Origin of the sequence: Enterococcus sp. 5B3_DIV0040 (assembly GCF_002140755.1) — a bacterium.
Lineage (GTDB): Bacteria > Bacillota > Bacilli > Lactobacillales > Enterococcaceae > Enterococcus_D > Enterococcus_D casseliflavus.
Map to the genome: position 1 here is coordinate 583,889 of NZ_NGLC01000002.1, position 16,279 is coordinate 600,167.

The 16,279-nt window shown below is 43.7% G+C and carries 13 protein-coding genes; 11 read left to right on the top strand and 2 right to left on the bottom strand.

The features are described 5' to 3' along the window. The first annotated feature begins 130 nt into the window (after positions 1–130). Positions 131–1,117, top strand: a complete 987-nt coding sequence (locus A5883_RS15150; RefSeq protein WP_086338948.1) for an Rgg/GadR/MutR family transcriptional regulator — start codon at positions 131–133, stop codon at positions 1,115–1,117. Between the two features lie 208 nt (positions 1,118–1,325). On the opposite strand, the gene A5883_RS15155 is transcribed toward A5883_RS15150, so the two are convergent. Beyond that, entirely contained in the window at positions 1,326–3,974 is a 2,649-nt protein-coding gene (locus tag A5883_RS15155; protein WP_086338949.1) for a YfhO family protein, read from the bottom strand. A gap of 162 nt (positions 3,975–4,136) precedes the next feature. Next, the gene (gene rpmB / locus A5883_RS15165) at positions 4,137–4,325 is read right to left on the bottom strand and encodes a 50S ribosomal protein L28 (RefSeq protein WP_003128045.1); all 189 of its coding nucleotides are present in this window, start codon (positions 4,323–4,325) and stop codon (positions 4,137–4,139) included. Between the two features lie 266 nt (positions 4,326–4,591). Between rpmB and A5883_RS15175 the strand changes: the two genes are divergently transcribed. The 10 genes from A5883_RS15175 to A5883_RS15220 all read left to right on the top strand — a co-directional run bounded on the left by A5883_RS15175 (position 4,592) and on the right by A5883_RS15220 (position 16,213). Further along, entirely contained in the window at positions 4,592–4,954 is a 363-nt protein-coding gene (locus A5883_RS15175; RefSeq protein ID WP_005227125.1) for an Asp23/Gls24 family envelope stress response protein, read from the top strand. A 46-nt stretch (positions 4,955–5,000) separates the two neighbouring features. Then, the gene (locus tag A5883_RS15180) at positions 5,001–6,683 is read left to right on the top strand and encodes a DAK2 domain-containing protein (protein WP_005227126.1); all 1,683 of its coding nucleotides are present in this window, start codon (positions 5,001–5,003) and stop codon (positions 6,681–6,683) included. Positions 6,684–6,794: 111 nt separating this feature from the next. Continuing rightward, complete coding sequence (gene recG, locus A5883_RS15185) at positions 6,795–8,825, top strand: ATP-dependent DNA helicase RecG (protein WP_086338950.1); 2,031 nt, start codon at positions 6,795–6,797, stop codon at positions 8,823–8,825. Positions 8,826–8,870: 45 nt separating this feature from the next. Continuing rightward, a complete protein-coding gene (gene plsX / locus A5883_RS15190; RefSeq protein ID WP_016609182.1) occupies positions 8,871–9,890 on the top strand; it encodes a phosphate acyltransferase PlsX in 1,020 nt (339 codons plus the stop codon). Positions 9,891–10,000: 110 nt separating this feature from the next. Then, the gene (acpP, locus tag A5883_RS15195) at positions 10,001–10,243 is read left to right on the top strand and encodes an acyl carrier protein (RefSeq protein WP_005227129.1); all 243 of its coding nucleotides are present in this window, start codon (positions 10,001–10,003) and stop codon (positions 10,241–10,243) included. 324 nt (positions 10,244–10,567) lie between these two features. Next, the gene (locus A5883_RS15200; RefSeq protein WP_005227130.1) at positions 10,568–11,575 is read left to right on the top strand and encodes an ABC transporter ATP-binding protein; all 1,008 of its coding nucleotides are present in this window, start codon (positions 10,568–10,570) and stop codon (positions 11,573–11,575) included. Then, complete coding sequence (locus A5883_RS15205; RefSeq protein WP_005227131.1) at positions 11,576–12,520, top strand: ABC transporter ATP-binding protein; 945 nt, start codon at positions 11,576–11,578, stop codon at positions 12,518–12,520. Next, entirely contained in the window at positions 12,520–13,476 is a 957-nt protein-coding gene (opp4B, locus tag A5883_RS15210) for an oligopeptide ABC transporter permease (protein ID WP_005227132.1), read from the top strand. Before A5883_RS15205 ends, opp4B begins: the two co-directional genes overlap by 1 nt. A gap of 63 nt (positions 13,477–13,539) precedes the next feature. Further along, positions 13,540–14,409, top strand: a complete 870-nt coding sequence (locus tag A5883_RS15215; RefSeq protein WP_153883525.1) for an ABC transporter permease — start codon at positions 13,540–13,542, stop codon at positions 14,407–14,409. 16 nt (positions 14,410–14,425) lie between these two features. After that, positions 14,426–16,213, top strand: coding sequence for an oligopeptide ABC transporter substrate-binding protein (locus A5883_RS15220; protein WP_086338951.1), 1,788 nt, complete (start codon positions 14,426–14,428; stop codon positions 16,211–16,213). Positions 16,214–16,279: the final 66 nt, after the last annotated feature.

Genomic DNA, 16,279 nt, shown 5'->3' on the forward strand with positions numbered 1-16,279 from the left:
ATTTTGTTCCTCAACATTTTATAAGGTTGAATCTAAATTTGAATCTAAAATAGTAGCATTTAATGGCAGAGCTTCATTCGTAAAGCAAGTTTGGTTTGGCGTTTGCAGACTGATCGCTAGGAGGATGGTTATGGAAGAAGGAAAACTGTACCGACAATTGCGCAAAGAGCGCGGCTATACGATCGCTCAAGTGGCGGATGAACAAAACAGTCGCTCGTTTATCAGTAAATTTGAGCAAGGTGCTTCAAGTATCAGTATTCATCGATTGGAACGCTTATTAGAAAATATCCATGTCACGGTGGAGGAGTTTTATTATTTACGTGCGCAGCAAAAAGGCATAAAAAGTCACGACAACCTGATGAGCTTCCCCAGCTATATGACGAGCGAATTTATGGATTTACTGGATCGAATTTTAGGGATCAACAAAGAAGCTTTCTTGAGTAATGCCCACGCCCAGCGAAGCAAAGAAGGACTGGAGGAAATGCGCAGCGAACTGATCGCCGCTTCCAAACAGCATTCTTTTGTTTTTCTGTACCTTGAGATCACAAAGGAGATACATGAAATCAATCTCTCAGGTCCTAAACCCAATCACTCTTCTGGTGACTATATGGAAAAGCTGCGCACCAAAACTCGCCCCGTCATTTCCTACCTTACGAAAGTAGACAACTGGGGCGTTTATGAGATTTTACTGTTTCGGTATTTTCAATTCTTGTTTCCTGTCGAAACCTCCTATCACTTACTGCAGATCGCTATTTCCCGCACAAAAAAAGAACAAGGCTTGTCCTTGATGCGAGAAATTCAAATGGATTTGATTTTTAGTTGTTTTACGACGTTTGTCAATTTTCGCCGCCTGGAGTGGGCAAAAGAGGTGTTGACCATTGCAGAGGAATTATTGGCAGAGCGCGGAGACATGCTAAACAGCACGCATCTTCTTTGCTATCAAGGGTGGTACTGGTATATTTATGGCGATCAAGAAAAAGGACTGTTGAAAATCGACCAAGGGCTTTCGATCTTTCGCGTCTTGAAACAAACCAAAATGGTTAACTTATGGGAGCGATCGTTGCACTCCATCAAGAAAAATGCGGAAGAACCTAACAGTTATCTTATGTTTCGCTAAACGCTCTAAGGGCTAACGGGCTAGGCATTGCCCCCGCATCGAAGGGGATCTAGTCGGCAGTGGAGGCTAAGACCACTAGAGCGAACAACTGCGGAACGCCAGCACAAAAAAAGAACCAAACTCACCGATCATTGAGCGACACCCATAAGTCAGCGATTGCTCTAACTTATGGGGAGCGCCTCAAAAAGACGAGTTGGTTCTTTTTCGATTAGGTTTCTGGTGGTTGATCCATGAGTTGACGTTGGTCGTCTAAGACTTGCTTTTTGGCTACTTGTTTCTGGTAAAACCAAGCAAACAGGATAAACAATGCGATGCAGCCGAAGAACAAGCAAACACCGATAACAAAGCCTTGCGGCAAGAAGGACAGTTCCAAGTGATGGGTGCCACTTGGGATCGTCACACTGATAAAGCCGTCTTGAAAGGCGGTGATTGGAACTTCTTTGCCGTCAAGCGTAGCAGTCCAGCCCTTGTCATAAGGGATGGTCGTTACAAGCTGCTGCTCTTTTTCAGTCGTGATATCGGCTTTGGCACTGCGCTTGCCGACCGTCATAGCGACCCCTCGATCTTGGATCGCATCAATTGCTTGTTGGTAGGCGTTGGTATCCAAGGTCACGACTTGCGGGTTTTGGAAGGAGATTTCAGGCGTTCCGTAGAAGCTGACGGTGAATTGAACCGTCGTATCGGTCTCATAGTGCCCTAAGTCGTAGTATTGACCGTTGATACTGATTTGCGTTTCTCGCTGCTGACCGTTGACTGTCACGGTGGCAGATGAGCTTTCCAATTCCCCAAAGTTGGCAGGGAAAAGACTCAAGTATGCTTGCGAGTTCGCTGGAACCTCCACTTGCCAAGTCACTTCTTTTGCGACATTGCTTTCTTGCTCGGTAAATTTCATATACATGCCGTCATTGGTGATATCTGTATTTTTACTATGGATCACCTTGATTGGCTGAAAGGCAAAATACTCTAAATTTAAATCCGCCAAGCCATTGAAAAGATTTTTCTGGCTCGTCAAGTTGTCATTTTGCGGCTGATCAATCGATTCAATGGTTGGTTCAGCCAAGAAACCTAGCGGTAACGCATTTTGATTCTCATAAAGCTTGTATTCACCAGATTCCCCCACACGTTGAAAGCCGTATTTGGTGAGATTTGGCTTGGAGATATTGTATTTGATCCCTGTAAAAGCATCCATCAGCAAGGTATTATTCGGATAGCGGATATTTAAATTGGTGCCGCGGGACCGAAAGCCCAGCTTATCCAGGTAGCTTGAGGAATTGCGGTTACGGATCGAAGAAAACATGCTGACACCGCTGTAGCCATAATTGATACTGTCGTTGGAAGAAACAGGATCAAGGTTTTCTAATCGGAAAAAGGTATCATTGTCTTCGTTGGCTTGAGTGACTAGTTTTTTGATGTCCGGATAAGGTTCTGTATACAAACTGCGAGAAGCATAGTTCCAATCATTCAAAATTCCGCGAACCATACCGCTCGTATTGACGGCCATTTCTCCGCAGACGAAGATCAGCATCAAGATCGTCACTCGTTTTTGTGTTAAAAGACCTAATTGCCCGAACCCAATACATAACAAGTAAAGAACAAAGAATACGATCGTTAGAGCAAAAGAAGTAGCGGAAACATATTCATAGGTTCCAGGTCCTTTCAATGCGTAGGAGAGAGCAAACACCACGATCGTAGAAAGACCAATAATGAGAAACAATCCGCGATCTTTTTGCTGCAGCTGCTCCCACCCGTATCCCGCCAGCATGATCACTAAGAAGGAGAACAAATAGGCATAACGGAAAAGGAACATATTTGGGGCATGCATCCCGTGCCAAAAAAGATTCATCGGCACGATATAAAAACTGGCGATCAAAACAGCAAACATGCCAGCGTATAAGAATTTATCCTTCAAGCGGATTTTCTTCGAAACAAAATATAAAATACACAACAGCAGCGGCAATAAACCGATATAGATGAAGGGAATGGAGCCGTATTTTGTCGTATCGTAAACACCGATCATGTTTTTCATCACGAGGTCAAAGACATCGGTGGCTTCGGTTTTAAAGGAAGAAATCGTTGTTAATTCTTCCCCGTTTGAGCGCAAATCCAATAAGGCAGGTAAGATGATCACCATTGAGGCGCCGCCAGCTAACAAGGAGGTGATGCCGTAAGGAATGATCGCCCCCCGAGCTTGCTTCCAGTTGCGCCCCAACTGAACCAAGAAATACATTACGGAAAAGAGACCGATCATAAAGCCCATGTAAAAACTGGATAAAAATAACAGCAGATAACTGATAAATAACACGACTGGTTTTTTCTTTTTCACTAAACGGTCAATACCTAAAATCACTAGCGGTAGATAGATCATGGCATCAAGCCACATGATCAGTTCCGAATGGGCGGTGATGAAGGACATCAAGGCATAACAGACGGCTAAGGTCACATGCTGCCAACGTTGGATCTTAAAGGTTTGGCTGGCATAAAACCAAAACGCCAAGCCCGCACTGCCGATCTTGATCAAGGTCAAGAAGTACAACGCATCTGGCATCAGCTGATTTGGGAAAAACAAGACCAGAGGAGTGAAGATCCCACCTAAGTAATAGGAGATCAGTGCCAGATAATTCAAGCCTAAAGAGGCATTCCATGTATAAAAGATACTTTGCTTGCCTAAGAGCATATTGCGAAAGCTGGCATGAAAGTTTGAGAATTGCGAAAAGGCATCACTGGCTAAGACACTGCGGCTGCTGCCAGGGTAGATGCCGATGGTCAAATAGATCACTGCCATGATAAGAAACGGCAAGAAGAAACTAGCAAGCATATAAGGCCAATGTTGTTTGGCAAATGTTTTTATTTTCGTCACAAGAAGTCACCTGTTCTTTATCAATTTTTTCTTAGTTTACCACAGGTGAATCGATTAAAAAAACAAAGACCTGTTTTCTTTAATGAAAACCTAAGTGAAAGCGCACCAAAGAAAAAAGGGTACAAAAAAAGCCGTTCAAAACGAACGGCCGAAAAGGTCTAATTATACGCGCTCAACTTTTCCAGATTTCAAAGCACGAGTTGACACCCAAACTTTTTTAGGTTTTCCGTCAATCATAACGCGAACTTTTTGCAAGTTAGGTTTCACAGTACGTTTTGTCGCATTCATTGCGTGAGAACGATTGTTTCCACTTGTAGTTTTACGTCCAGTAAAGTAACAAACTTTAGCCATGTGGTTATTTCCTCCTTTGCCTTGATGTTGGAGCGCTATTTCAGCTCATACCATCTGAATTTATCACAGAAAGGTGAAAAAAGCAAGAGTAATTTTCAAGAAACATTGACTTTTCCCGGTAAACATTGTAAATTAAACAAGGTCGAAATGCAAGACGTTTGGTCAGAAAGCCCCTTTTCATATGTCTCATCCTTTTATTTGCGGTACAGCTATGATAAAATATGTAAGAAGAAAGATGGGTCATGCCCATTGAAGGAGGCTATAAAATGGCTGTAAAAATTCAAACCTCATCAGGTATTATTGAAATCAGCAATGAAGTCATTGCAACAGTGGTCGGAGGCGCAGCAACAGATGTGTTCGGCATTGTTGGTATGGCTAGCAAGAAACAAATCAAAGATAACATCAATGAAATTTTACGAAAAGAAAATTATTCTCGCGGTGTCGTTGTCCGCCAAGAAGAAAACGGCATTGCAGTGGATGTATACACGATCGTCAGCTATGGAACAAAGATTTCCGAAGTTTCCCGCAACGTGCAGGAAAAAGTGAAATACAACTTAGAAACGATGCTAGGTGTATCTGCGAACTCGGTAAATGTATTTGTTCAAGGCGTACGTGTACTGCCAGATTAGGCAAGGGATCCGTTCATGGCGGATGATTTTAAGGAGGACTATCTAAGTGAAGGTAACGAATATCAGCGCAAGTCAGTTTCAAGAAATGGTGCAGGCAGGCGCGGCTCGTCTACAAGTTAATGCAGAGTTTGTCAACTCATTGAATGTGTTTCCTGTTCCAGATGGAGACACTGGGACAAACATGAATCTATCCATGACCAGTGGAGCAAAAGCGGTCGCAGATGCGACTTCAGAAAACGTCGGCGATCTTGCCGCTACACTTTCAAAAGGACTATTGATGGGCGCACGTGGGAATTCTGGCGTCATTTTATCTCAATTATTCCGCGGTTTTTCTAAAGCTATCCCGACCGCAGAAACACTCACTGCACCAGAATTGGCTCAAGCCTTTACTCATGGAGTAGAAACCGCCTATAAAGCAGTCATGAAACCTGTGGAAGGAACCATCTTGACTGTGGCACGCATCGCAGCTGAATATGGCGAGAAAAAAGCACAAACTACCGATGATTGTATCGAAGTGATGAAAGCCGTGGTTCACGGTGCAAAACGTTCATTGGCGAAAACCCCAGATCTATTGCCCGTCTTAAAAGAAGTCGGCGTGGTAGATAGCGGCGGTCAAGGATTGTTGTTCATTTATGAAGGCTTCTTAAATGCGTTGACGGGTGAATACCCAGCCGATGAAATCTTCGAACCTTCCCCAGCGGCTATGGATGAAATGGTCAATGCCGAACATCATCGCAGCGTTCAAGGACACTTAGCGACAGAAGATATCACCTTTGGTTACTGTACAGAAATCATGGTGAAGATCGGTGAAGGTCCGACTGTAGATAGTGAATTTGATTATGAAACATTCCGTAATTACTTAAATGAGTTAGGGGATTCCTTATTAGTGGTCAACGACGATGAGATCATCAAAGTCCATGTCCATACGGAACATCCTGGCGAAGTCATGAATTATGGTCAAAAATTCGGCTCATTGGTGAAAATCAAAGTTGACAACATGCGTCTTCAGCATGAAACGATTTTGGAACACGACCAGCAAGGTGCAAAACCTGCACCAGTGAAACGTCCACGGACACCATTTGCGATCATCGCGATCGCGGCTGGCGAAGGCTTGAAAGAGTTGTTCACTAGCCTGGGTGCTTCATATGTCATCAGTGGCGGCCAAACGATGAACCCAAGTACGGAAGACATTTTGTTGGCGATCAATGAAGTTAATGCCGACCAAGTGATCGTTCTACCAAATAACAAAAACATCTTTATGGCTGCACAGCAAGCAGCGGAAGTTTCCGAAATTCCAGTAGCGGTTGTTGAAACACGGACGATCTCACAAGGGATGACAGCGATGCTGGCATTCCACGAGCAATCCACACTAGCTGAAAATCAGCAAGCTATGACCGATGTCTTAGCAAGTGTTGTCAGCGGATCAGTGACTCATGCGATCCGTAATACATCAATTGATGGCATCGAAATTACAGAAGGCGACTTCTTAGGAATGGTCGACGGCAAAATCGTTGTTTCTGTTCCGGATCGTTTCTCTGCTTCCATGACTACCTTAGAAAAAATGATCACAGAAGATACTGAGATCGTCACCATCATTATCGGTGAAGAAGGCAAAGCCAAAGAAGCAGCGAAAATTGAAGAAGCGATCGTTGAGCTGCATCCTGAGATCGAAGTAGAGATCCATCAAGGCGATCAGCCAGTTTATCCGTATCTTTTCTCAGCAGAATAAACAAATTAGGCGGCGGGGGCAAAAATCGTAGATGATTTTTGGCTCCGTCTTTTTCTATGAATGCAGGAATCTCTGCAATAAACAAAATTACTTTGGAAAAGGAGGGTACCTATGCTGAATCAGCCACTTACGGTATTAAAGGGTGTCGGAGAAAAACGCGCCCAAGACTTGGCGAGTTTAGGGATCGAAACCATTGAAGACCTGCTGAAGTATTATCCGTTTCGTTATGAAGACATTCAAGAACGGCAATTAGCGGAGATTCAAGACCAAGAAAAAGTAACGATCAAGGGGATCGTCGTTTCCCCGCCGGTCGTCAATCGCTTTGGCTATAAGAAAAGTCGGTTGCAATTTCGCATGATGCAAGACCACGATGTCTTTAATGTCTCCTTTTTCAATCAGCCTTATTTGAAGGATAAAGTAGAGGTCTCAGAAGAGATCGCCGTCTATGGCAAATGGGACGCCAAACGCAAAGGACTGACGGGAATGAAAATTCTCGGCAGCAAGAGCGCAGAAGACTTTGCCCCCATTTATCATGTCAATAAAGCCGTGCGTCAAAGTGTGTTGATCGAACTGATCAAACAGGCATTCCTTGATTTTGGTGATCAGATCACAGAGATCTTGCCTTTGTCATTGATTGAAAAATATCGCTTGTTGGATCGGAAATCCGCGATGTTTGCGATGCACTTTCCTAAAGATCCCCAAGAGAGTCATCAAGCGAAGCGTCGGGTGATTTTTGAAGAGTTCTTTTTGTTCCAAATGCAGATCCAAGGACTGAAGAAAAGCGAAAAAGCCGAGAAAAACGGCTTAGCGATCGATTATGATGTGCAACGCTTGAAAGAATTTACTCGTAAACTGCCCTTTGAATTGACGAATGCGCAAAAGCGCGTGACCAATGAAATCTGCCATGACCTGAAAAGTCCGCAGCACATGCAGCGACTCTTGCAAGGAGATGTAGGAAGCGGGAAAACAGTCGTGGCGGCGATCGCCCTTTATGCCACGATGACGGCTGGCTTTCAGGGCGCACTGATGGTGCCGACTGAGATTTTGGCCCAGCAGCACCTAGAAAGCTTGAATCAGCTCTTTGACCCCTTAGAAGTGACCACCGCTCTTTTGACAGGCTCGACCAAACCAAAAGAACGGCGAGTCATCTTAGAACAATTAGCAGCCGGGGAGATCGACATCATCGTTGGGACCCATGCGCTGATTCAAGAAGGCGTGGATTTTGCACATCTTGGCTTAGTCATCACCGATGAACAACACCGTTTTGGCGTCAATCAGCGAAAAGTCTTACGGGAAAAAGGCTATCTGCCTGATGTGCTCTTTATGACCGCCACACCGATCCCTCGTACGTTAGCGATCACGGCTTATGGCGAAATGGATGTTTCGGTGATCGATGAAATGCCAGCAGGACGGATTCCTGTAGAGACTCGCTGGGTCCGTCCGCCGCAGTTTGAATCGATCTTAGAGTGGGCGCAAAAAGAATTGGCACAAGGGCATCAGATGTATGTCATCTGTCCTTTGATCGAAGAATCCGAAATGCTGGATGTCAAGAATGCCACGGAGATTTATGAGCAGCTGCAAAGTTACTTTTCTCCTACTTATCAAGTGGGGATGCTGCATGGGAAAATGAAGAATCAAGAAAAAGACACTATTATGGAAGCATTCAAAGAAAATCAACTGCAGATCTTGGTTTCCACGACGGTCATCGAAGTAGGGGTCAATGTTCCCAATGCGACAGTGATGCTGATCATCGATGCTGATCGTTTCGGATTAGCCCAGCTCCACCAATTACGTGGACGGGTAGGGCGCGGCGCCGATGCTTCTTACTGTATATTGATCGCAAACCCGAAGAATGAAACAGGGGTCGAGCGAATGAAGATCATGACAGAAACCACCAACGGCTTTGTAGTCAGCGAAAAAGATTTGCAGTTGCGAGGACCAGGAGAAGTCTTCGGCAATCGACAATCGGGCTTGCCAGAGTTTGCGGCTGCCGATTTGGTCGCAGATGCCCATATTCTAGAAGTGGCACAAGTCGAAGCTGCCCAGCTTTGGCAAAAAAATGGCTGGCAGCTGTTGCCAGAATTTTCGGCATTGGCGAACTATTTAGCAGCAAAAAAAGCAGACAAACAATTTTTTGATTAAAGAATATGCTATACTGATTGGGAAAATGAAGGGAGTGGCAGCGAGATGCGGATTGCTGTTGATGCAATGGGCGGAGACAACGCCCCAAAAGCGATCGTAGAAGGAGTCATGCTGGCAAAAAAAGACTTTCCAGAGATTGAATTCCTCCTTTACGGAAAAGAAAATGAAATCAAAAAATACATGACGGATGATAAAAATGTCACCATTATCCACACGGATGAAAAAATCAATAGTGATGATGAACCTGTCAAAGCGATCAGACGAAAAAAAACCGCCTCAATGGTCTTGGCAGCACAAGCGGTCAAAAATGGTGAGGCAGATGCGATTTTTTCAGCTGGAAATACTGGGGCCTTATTAGCGGCTGGTTTGTTTATCGTCGGTCGGATCAAAGGGATCGACCGTCCCGGATTGATGTCCACGATGCCAGTGATCGGCAAAGATGCTGGCTTTGACATGCTGGATCTAGGTGCCAATGCCGACAATAAACCAGAACATTTGGCAAACTATGCCGTCTTAGGGTCCTTTTATGCCCAAAAAGTTCGCGGGATCAATCGACCACGGGTCGGCTTGTTAAATAACGGAACGGAAGAAACCAAAGGCAGTGAATTAACGAAAAAAGCCTTTGAACTGCTTTCGCAAGACCCGACGATCCACTTTATCGGCAATGTCGAGGCTCGGGAATTATTGGATGGTGCAGCTGACGTCGTCGTGACAGATGGCTTTACTGGAAATGCTGTTTTGAAATCGATCGAAGGAACCGCCTTGAATTTGATGGCGCTGTTGAAACAATCGATTCTCGATTCCGGTGCCAAAGGGAAATTAGGCGCATTATTATTAAAAGATGCGTTGCGGAAAGTGAAAAATGAAATGGATTATGCGAAACACGGCGGTGCCGTATTGTTTGGGTTGAAAGCCCCAGTCATCAAAACCCATGGTGCGACAGGACCAGAAGCGGTGGCGTACACCATCAAGCAGATCCATACGATGTTAGCGACAGATGTCGTGGCACAATTGGTCGCCCATTTTGAAGAAATGCCGACTGACAAAGACGAAACGCAATCATAATGCAATGATTGTAATGAAATTGCAAAAATATCTAGACAAAAAGCATAGAAAGCAGTACAATGTTTGTTAGCCATTCTATGTTTTGTGCAAACGCGTGGAGGTGAAGCCAGTTGACACGAGATGAAGTATTCAAGAAAGTTGCGGTCGTGATCGCCAATCATTTTGAAATTGACGCAGAGAACGTAACGGATACGATGAGCATTAAAGACGACTTGAACGCTGATTCGATCAGTGTGATGGAATTCGTCCTTGAACTAGAAGATGAATTTGGTACCGAGATTTCTGATGAAGATGCCGAGCAGATCGAAACAGTCGGTGGAGCGGTTGATTATATTTCAAGCCATCTTGCTTAAGACAGACATAAGAGCTAAGTCCTAGATGACTTAGCTCTTTCTTTCTCATAATTGATCCGCAGTGATTTTGAGCGGCTTTTCTTTGGTAGCGGAATCTAAAAAACGGTCGTTAAACCTGACATGACGGCGTTGAAAGCATAATGTAAATTTTCTGAAAATTCAGTGTATTAACTTTTCTGGGACTTGCATTATTGGTGGCATTTCTATATAATTATTAAGAATATATTATACAATGTTAAGAAAGCTTTTGGAAATGAAATGCATGTTCCTTCTTTTTTTACATTAAATTGCAAGACATCTTAGAAAGTAGAGAGGGGTATTCGATTGTCCAGAGATAATCAATTACTAGATGTTCAAAACCTTCACACAGGTTTTCGTATTAAAGACGATTACTATGACGCAGTAGATGGTATTTCTTTTACACTGGATCGCAATGAGATCTTAGCGATCGTAGGAGAATCTGGTTGCGGCAAGAGTACGTTAGCTACAACGATCATGGGGCTGCATGACCCAAACAACACGAAAATCACCGGAGAAATCTTATATAAAGATTTAAACTTGTCAAACTTAAACGAAACGCTGTACAACAAAATTCGCGGAAATGATATTGGGATGATTTTCCAAGATCCATTGTCTGCACTGAATCCTTTGATGCGGATCGAAGATCAAATCAAAGAAGGGTTATCTTACCATACGGATATGACCGCCGAACAGCGTCAAGCACGAGCATTAGAATTATTAGAACAAGTGGGGATTCCCAATCCACCGCGAGTAGGACGTCAATACCCTCATGAATTGTCAGGTGGGATGCGTCAGCGGGTCATCATTGCGATCGCGATTGCTTGTAAACCACCAATCATTATTGCCGATGAACCAACGACCGCGTTGGACGTGACGATCCAAGCACAGATCCTTGATCTACTAAAAGATTTGCAAGAAGAAACGCAAACGGGGATCATTTTGATCACCCACGATTTAGGTGTCGTAGCAGAGATGGCCGACCGAGTAGCCGTAATGTACGGGGGACAGTTTGTGGAAGTCGCAACAGCCGAAGAGTTGTTTGCCAATCCGAAACATCCATACACCCGCTCATTGCTTAACTCGATCCCTCAAGAAAATTCACAAGACAGTGAACTGCACGTGATCGAAGGCGTAGTTCCTTCATTGAAAAATATGCCACGGACGGGTTGTCGGTTTGCCGCACGGATTCCTTGGATTCCTGAAAGCGACCACGAAGCAAACCCAGTCTTGCATGAAGTAGCACCTGATCATTTGGTCCGTTGCACATGCTACAAGCATTTTCATTTTAGAGACGAAGAAGGAGAAGTGTAGATGACAGAATTAATTACAATTAAAGATCTGAAAGTCCACTATCCTATTCGCAGCGGATTTTTCAACCGCGTCACGGACCATGTGTATGCCGTTGACGGTGTGGACTTCATCATAGAAAAAGGAAAAACCTACGGATTGGTTGGTGAGTCTGGTTCTGGTAAATCCACGACGGGGAAAGCCATCGTTGGGCTAGAAAAAATCACCAGTGGCGAAATCATTTATGACGGGCAAGACGTGACCAAACGTTCCGTCCGCAAAAAAATGAACTACAACAAAGATGTCCAAATGATTTTCCAAGATTCAATGTCCAGCTTGAATCCTAAAAAACGCGTGGTCGACATTATCGCCGAACCATTACGCAACTTTGAACGCTTAAGCGATCAAGAAGAGAAAAAACGAGTGAAAAGCCTTCTGGATATCGTTGGGATGCCAGAAGATGCCCTATACAAATATCCTCACGAGTTCTCTGGTGGCCAACGTCAGCGGTTAGGGGTTGCCCGCGCGGTAGCATCCAATCCAAAACTGATCGTCGCCGATGAGCCGGTTTCAGCCCTTGACTTATCCGTTCAAGCGCAGGTACTGAACTTTATGAAACGGATCCAGCAAGAATTTGGCTTAAGTTTCTTATTTATCTCTCATGACTTAGGGGTCGTAAAACACATGTGTGACAATATCGCCATCATGTACAAAGGCCGCTTCGTTGAGATCGGGACACGGGAAGACATCTATCAAGACCCGCGTCACATCTATACAAAACGTTTATTATCAGCGATTCCTCAAATCGACGTAAAAAATCGCGATGCTCACAAAGAAAACCGCCGCAAGGTCGAGTTGGAATATGTGACCCATCAAAAAGATTACTACGACGAAACTGGCAGAGTGTATGACTTGCGTAAAATCACCGAGTCGCACCAAGTCGCATTGAAAAACGGGGGTGCTGAATAATGTGGAAAACAATTCTACGTCGTTTGTTGTTGATGATCCCGCAAGTCATTATTTTGAGTATCTTGATTTTCTTGATCGCACAAGCAATGCCTGGGGATCCATTTACCGGTTTGATCAATCCAAACCAAGATCCAGCTGTTATTGAGCGGATGCGTGAAGCCGCTGGTTTGAATGACCCATGGTATACCCAGTATTTCCGTTGGATCGGAAATGCCTTAAAAGGGGACTTTGGTCAAAGTTTCATCTTTAAATTACCTGTTTCAACGTTATTAGCAGGACGTATCAGCAATACATTGTGGTTATCTTTATTGACGGTCATTTTGACTTACGTGATTGCCATTCCTTTAGGGATGTGGGCAGGACGTTACCAAAATTCATTGCTTGATAAAGTCGTCGTTGTTTACAACTTCTTCAGTTTCGCCGTACCGTTGTTTATCTTTGCGTTGATCGCATTGTTCATCTTCGGTTACCGATTGGCTTGGTTCCCAACGGGTGGTTCCGTTGCACCGGGGGTCAGCGGCATGGCTGAGTTTTGGAGTCGCTTGTATCACCTACTATTACCGGCGATCACTTCTGCATTATTAGGAACAGCAGTGACGATCCAATACTTGCGAAGTGAAGTCATTGATTCGAAATCATTGGATTTCGTTCGTACCGCTCGTTCAAAAGGGGTACCAACGAATAAAGTCTTCTCACGTCACGTTTTCCGTAATGCGTCGTTGCCGATCGCATCACAAATGGGCTACGAGATCACTTCATTGATCGCAGGTTCTGTGGTCATTGAGAAAATCTTCGCTTACCCAGGTGTCGGAAAACTGTTTATCGATAGTATCGTCCAACGGGACTATGCCGTGATCACTTCACTGACATTGATCTTAGGACTAGCGACCTTGATCGGTACGCTGCTATCAGATATCATCATGAGTATTGTCGATCCAAGAATCAGAATCCAGTAATAGGAGGGGATAAATGTGTCTGAAAAGAAAGAAAAAGTACTAAAACAAGAGAGCATCCCGCCTATGGGATTAAAAATGATTTTTCGCGAATTCTTAAAAGATAAAATGGCTATCTTTTCATTAGTGTTGTTAGTCGCAGTTTTATTGTTCGTGTTTATCGGCTCAGCAGTTATCGACCAATCACAAGTGATGCGTGTCAGCATCCTTGATAAATACGCTGTACCCGGCGCGATTTCGCCAAACGGCGGCACCTACCTTTTAGGGGCGGATGAAGGTGGCCGTGATGTTTGGGGACAATTGATCATCGGTGCGCGTAACTCAATCTTGATTGGTTTTTCAATCACGATCATTACGTCGATCGTTGGGGTCGGACTAGGGATCATCTCAGGTTACTATGGTGGCATCATTGATAACATTTTGATGCGTATCGTTGACTTCGTTATGATTTTGCCGATCATGTTGATCATTATCGTTATCGTATCGATCGTACCTCGTTATAACGTTTGGACCTTTATATGGGTCATGAGTGCCTTTTACTGGGTCGGAAAAGCAAGGCTCTTCCGAAGTAAGACCCTTTCAGAAGGCCGTCGCGACTATGTTAGTGCATCGAAAACCCTCGGAACCAATGACTTCGTCATCATGTTCCGCGAAATCATGCCGAACCTTAGCTCATTGATCATCACCAACTTAACAATGAACTTTGCAGCGAATATCGGTATTGAAACGACACTAACATTCTTAGGTTTTGGTCTGCCGACCAATGTTCCAAGTTTGGGAACACTGATCGGATATGCCAGCAGCGGTGATGTGCTGGTCAACAGACAGTGGATCTGGTTACCCGCATCAATTCTAATTTTAGTCTTGATGTTGAGTATCAATTACGTTGGTCAAGCATTTAAGCGTTCAGCGGATGCGCGTCAACGACTAGGATAAACAAGGAGGATACAGGATGAAGAAAAATATTTTTGGTATGGTCACTCTTTTGTCAGTGTTAGCATTGGCAGCTTGTGGCAGCAACGGCGGCGGAACCGATTCTTCTGGTGGCGGCAGCAATGCAGCAAACGATACGGAAGATGTAAGCAACTTCCCAATCGAAGTTAGCAATGATGCAGAGGCAATCGAAGGTGGTACTTTGGATGTTGCAGTAGTGATGGATACGCAATTCCAAGGGTTGTTCCAAACAGAATTTTATCAAGATAACTATGATGCACAATTTATGTTGCCAAGTAATGAAAGTTTATTCGTCAATGACGCTGATTTCAAAATTGTTGACGGCGGGGCTGCAAACCTTGAGCTAGATGAAGACAACAACGCAGCAACAATTACTTTACGCGAAAACCTGAAATGGTCTGATGGCGAAGATGTTACGGCAGATGATATCATCTTCACTTACGAAGTAATTGGTAACAAAGATTATACTGGTATTCGTTATGATAGTAACTTTACTAACATTGTTGGTATGGAAGATTACCATGATGGCAAAGCTGATACTATTTCTGGTATCACCAAAGAAAGTGACAAAGTCGTTAAAATTCAATACAAAGAAGTTCACCCTGGTATGATGCAAGCAGGTGGTGGTATTTGGGCTTCAGCATTACCAAAACACGCCTTTGAAGGAATCGAAGTCAAAGATATGGAATCAAGCGATCAAGTTCGTAAAAATCCAATCGTCTTCGGACCTTATGTAATGTCAAATATCGTAGCTGGTGAATCCGTAGAGTACGTTCCAAACGAATACTATTATGGAGATAAGCCAAAACTAGATAAATTATCATTTAAAGCAGTTCCAACTTCATCTATTGTTGAAGCGATGAACGCAAAACAATATGATATGGCTTTATCAATGCCGACAGATACGTATCCTACTTATAAAGATACTGACGGTTATCAAATCTTAGGCCGAACAGATACTGCTTACACTTATTTAGGTTTCAAATTAGGTAAATGGAATGCCGATGAAGGAAAAGTTGAATACAATCCTGATTCAAAAATGGCTGACAAGTCATTGCGTCAAGCAATGGGTTATGCATTAGATAATGATGCTGTCGGAAGCCGTTTCTACAATGGCTTGCGTACAAATGCAACGACATTGATCCCACCAGTATTTGGCTCATTACACAATACAGATGTTGAAGGTTATACTTTAAACATCGACAAAGCAAATCAATTACTTGATGATGCTGGCTACAAAGATGTCGATGGCGACGGTATGCGTGAAGACAAAAATGGTGAGAAATTAACCATTAACTTTGCTTCAATGTCAGGTGGCGAAACAGCACAACCATTAGCAGATTACTACATCCAACAATGGAATGAAATCGGACTTGATGTACAATACACAACAGGTCGCTTGATCGACTTCCAAGCATTCTATGACAAATTGGAAAATGATGATCCTGAGATTGATGTTTACCAAGGTGCATGGAATACTGGTTATGACCCATCACCAATGGGCTTGTATGGACCTAACTCTGCGTTCAACTACACTCGTTTTGAATCAGAAGAAAATACGAAATTGCTAGAAGCAATCGATTCAAAAGATTCGTTTGACGAAGCAAAACGTAAAGAAGCATTTGATGCATGGCAAGAATATGCTGCTGATGAAGCGTTTGTTATCCCAACACTTTACCGTAGTGCGGTGTTACCTGTATCAAATCGCGTCAAAGACTTCACATGGGCTTATGATGTGAATTACAATCCTTGGGCAACAATTTCAGTTACAGCTGAATCTCGTTAATCAATGATCGATGAAAAGACGTCCTTTCCAGGACGTCTTTTTTTTCTGTTTTTTTGCGGGTATCTG